4 protein-coding genes and 1 riboswitch are annotated in these 3,970 nt (G+C 40.2%); of the genes, 2 read left to right on the forward strand and 2 right to left on the reverse strand.

The features are described 5' to 3' along the window. Positions 1 to 223: 223 nt before the first annotated feature. Together LD39_RS07220 and LD39_RS07225 are read right to left on the reverse strand one after the other, a co-directional pair. Positions 224 to 1,093, reverse strand: coding sequence for a 5'-methylthioadenosine/S-adenosylhomocysteine nucleosidase (locus tag LD39_RS07220; RefSeq protein ID WP_035544583.1), 870 nt, complete (start codon positions 1,091 to 1,093; stop codon positions 224 to 226). Between the two features lie 194 nt (positions 1,094 to 1,287). Then, positions 1,288 to 1,391: riboswitch (purine riboswitch) on the reverse strand. A gap of 94 nt (positions 1,392 to 1,485) precedes the next feature. Continuing rightward, positions 1,486 to 1,659 (reverse strand): hypothetical protein, encoded by a 174-nt coding sequence (locus LD39_RS07225; RefSeq protein WP_156112586.1) that lies wholly within the window; start codon positions 1,657 to 1,659, stop codon positions 1,486 to 1,488. A 147-nt stretch (positions 1,660 to 1,806) separates the two neighbouring features. Between LD39_RS07225 and LD39_RS07230 the strand changes: the two genes are divergently transcribed. Then, positions 1,807 to 2,451 carry a hypothetical protein gene (locus tag LD39_RS07230; RefSeq protein ID WP_035544586.1) on the forward strand — a complete coding sequence of 215 codons (645 nt, stop codon included), beginning with the start codon at positions 1,807 to 1,809 and terminating at the stop codon, positions 2,449 to 2,451. Positions 2,452 to 2,660: 209 nt separating this feature from the next. After that, positions 2,661 to 3,970, forward strand: a 1,310-nt coding sequence (locus tag LD39_RS07235) for a hypothetical protein (protein ID WP_035544590.1), incomplete at its 3' end; no start/stop codon positions are given.

Here is a 3,970-nt window from a genome sequence, read left to right on the forward strand (position 1 = left end):
AACACGGAGACTCTTACGGGAACAGCACGAGCCGAAGATCCCGCAGGAGAATTTTTTTCTTTTCAAGGAAGCTGAGGCTGTGCCCGTGGAAAGAGAAGTGTTTTGAGGGAGCGGTCATTGCACTCTTTTTTTTGGCACAAAAATTCCGAACTGATTTCAACGAATCGTTCGGAATTTTTGCGTTTCATTCAGTTTTGTCTCAGCCTCTTTGTTTTTAGTATGGTTACTTAATTGTTGAAATGTATTCTTTTACAACTTCATATACATATTCCTGATTGGCTTGAGCTGTATTCGGGTTATATTCCCCATCGTTTACTTTATTATTAGATAGTACACGGATTCCTAAGAAAGGTACATCATAAGCTTTGGCAATCTGCGCTCCTGCTGCTCCTTCCATTTCTTCGACAGAAGTGCCGTACTTCTCATGAAACCATTGGATGCGATCGACTTCATTGTTCCAAACATCGGCAGACCCGATTGTACCCTCGACGACCTCACCTTTTGTGTACTTCTCTTTTACAGCATTAGCAGCTGCAAGAAGGTCTTCGTCTCCTTCAAAGTAACGGATGTTTTCCGCATCTGGATCCTCTCCCGCACTTCCTTCAGAAGCCATCAAATCCATTGGAATCCAATCGGTTGGATCCATTCCTTCCCCGTCTTCTTTGTGGGCGGTTTTCATTGAACCAATATTCGTCACCCGTTTTCCTAATACAATATCAAAGACATGTAAATCCGGGTCATGTCCACCTGAGGTTCCTTGGTTAATAATGGCCGCAGGGTCATATTTCTCTATCGCTATAGCCGTCGCAGCTGCAGTATTTTCCATGCCTTTACCTGTTTTCGTGACGATGACAGGATAGTCATCGACCGTTCCTATGTAAAATTCAAATGTACCAGATGTTTCTTTCTTCACATTGTCTAATCGTTTAGCGAATTTCTCAGCTTCAATCGGCATCGGCCCTTGAACAATAATAGGTTGTTGATTTGAATTTCCATTTGTTTCAGACTGCGCCGACGAATTGCAAGCGGCTAAGAAAGATAAAAATAATAGAGTAATAATGGCTAATAAAGCATATCTAAGCTGTTTTTTCATAAGTAAATTCTCCTTGTAATAGAATGATTCCTGATAGTTTCCTTTTCTTTCTGCCCTCCCTTCTCCTAGTTAATGTACTCGTTCTCGCTAATCTATAGAAAAAGGCCTAGAGGGAGAATGATTTCTACCTTCTAGACCAACGAAGTTAAAGTATAGACCATAGGAAAAAAGAGGCACAACCAGAAAAATCCGAACAATCTAATACTTCAACTCGTAGTCCAGTTCTTTCGGTGGGAACCGGCTAGAGACACTCAGACCATATTTCCGAGGATATACGAGTAAGAATATTTGGTTTGGTTACTGTGCAAATATAGCAAAACCAAAAGAAAGGGTCAACCTAAAAATCGAACTTTATATTAAAATGAACAAAAATCGTTCGCTTTTAAAAAGATCTAGTCGATCCCTTTTAAAAACATCTGAACTATGATTCGCATAATTAGACCACATAACAGCCCTATCCCTAGCCCGAGCAGGAGGCAATCGGTAAGCGAAATCCCCAAGGATACTCCAAGAGCAAGTGCAATCCCTATTAAAATTCCCAATATGATTTTATGGTTCCGTTTCAAATTCTCTGCCTCCCTACTTAAATTGTTAGTTATTTCCATATACACTTATCCTTAATGCACGTCATTGAAACAATATAGAATCCTATGCGGTCATTCTCTTGATATTTTGTTAAAATATATACGGATTACCAGCTTGGAGGTGAAGTATTGTTTCAGATTGTTAGAAGAAAAATCATCGCATCCTATATAAGCTCAACCATACCAGCTATTCTCTTTGCGATCTTATTAGTAGATTACGAAGGGTATAACCAAGGAGACGCTTTTGCTGGTTGGACATACACTTGTTTTTTATTCATCGGTGCAATCGTCCTCATTTATGGAAGCTTGATATCTACTGGATTAGAATATATCCATTGTAAACGTATCTATATCCCTAACTACATTTACGTTTTTTTACATGGCGTTTTTGGCGTGCTCGGAACATTCTTTTTTACTATCAGCCCTTACCTTATCTGCGCTGGCTTCTTTATAGCTGCCTTCTATGGGATAGCAGACCGGTACATACATAATTTGAAAGAAAAAAATCGAGAGCTTCTCTTCTTGATGAGCGTACCACTCATTTTATTCGGAGGTGGCTTAATCTACTTCGGAGTTGCCTCTATACCTGAACCGCCTTTTACAAAAGAGGATGCACTGGAGTCTGTAAGAGACGAAAATGAAGCATATGCTTCATTTCTTCCAGAGGAAGGAGTCACTAGAGAGAAAAGGATCGGCGAATTACATATAAAGAAAAAAACGGAGATTAAGGATCTTGGAGGTGAAGTGTACGTTATCACTTTCAAGGTAATTTAGAAAAACAAGGAGGAAGATGGGGTGTATCACTCTTCTTATAAAACCGAGCGTGGATCCTCTATGTTGTATGATCATGGCGGAAAAAAGCCAGCACCTTAGAAACTGAAAAGAATCTACCTAGAAACCTCCATTCATTTCCAATTTACCGTTTTATATCTTTCCCACCCCATATCGTGATAGAATGAAGATAATAAGAAGGAGGTAGATTTATGCCATTACCTACAATTACAGTCAAAGATCAGCAACAGGTCCAGCCTCTCCACGTCAAACAAATGACCATATACAAACAATGCAAAATTATAGAAGCGCGTGACGAAAGCGACCAGAGCTACTATATTTATTTTCATAATGAACAATATTTGAATTACGTCCGACCAAAAAAAGTGACAAAGCGTTCACATGTAACCCATGCCATGCAAAAGGGAATTACCTTACCTGCTCCCCATCCCTTGATCGAATCTATACTTTCCTCTCATCCTCTAGTGAAGAAACACGATTTCAACGACCTTTTCAAAAAACTGCAAAAGCAATACAATCTCCAAGAAACTGCCCTGATTGCTACCTATTTCGAATCTTTCATTAAAAAAGAAAAGGTGGCTCATTTTATCCAAACTTTATTCTATAAAGAACGACGCGACGGGAAATGGCTATCCTGCTACCGGATCTACCACTTACTAAAAGACTTTTCACCTAACCACCCCTTAGTTGACGCTTTCTCAGGCAACTTGGATTTCACGCGCTACGATTCACGTTACAAGCAGAATGATGAAAAGCTTCTCGCCAAAGACCCTATTTATGTAGAAAAAAACTTATATCCATACAAATACCAGGGCGCTACTTTTCAACAATTAACCTCTCTCTATAAAAAGCAATCCAGGTGGATCGACATGATCGCGATTCACATCACTCGTCTCACCATTACCAACACTGCCGAAGATTATAAAGCCTTGCTCACTTTAGTTAACGAGCACTTTAACGAACAAAGCCGCTTAGAGATTCTTGAAGATTTATACAAACGCGAACTTGATATCGAACCGCTGATCCAAGACTTACTACAATCTTATGTGAAAACAGAAAGACTGGAAGATGCTCTATCCTTAATCGGTCACCATCAAATCAATCTGGACTCTTCTCTCACAAAAGCGCTGCTTCAGATCGATAAGAAAAAAGAAGCAGAAATTGAGTCGATTTCACCGGAGGGATGGCGCACTTTCACTCTTGCTTTGCTTGAGACTGAAGACTCGCAAGCGCCTGATATTCTTCACGAGGCCACTACATCTCTACTGAACGATTATGATATTGCTTACTTGAGTGAGTGGGTCAGACCATTACGGAATTTTTCTCAGGTTAAAGCCATTATAGAAAACATCGATGAAATGAACCGGATTGCTGAAGACCCTAATCAGCAGCGGCGTCTCGGAGAGCTCTACTACTTTTTCCACCAGCCCGAAAAAGCAATTGAGTGCATGAGCTGGGATATGGAGCTTTATGTTGAGGATCCACAACCGGTGCAGTGGCT

It is taken from the genome of Halobacillus sp. BBL2006 (genome assembly GCF_000786645.1).
In the GTDB taxonomy this organism is placed as follows: domain Bacteria; phylum Bacillota; class Bacilli; order Bacillales; family Halobacillaceae; genus Halobacillus.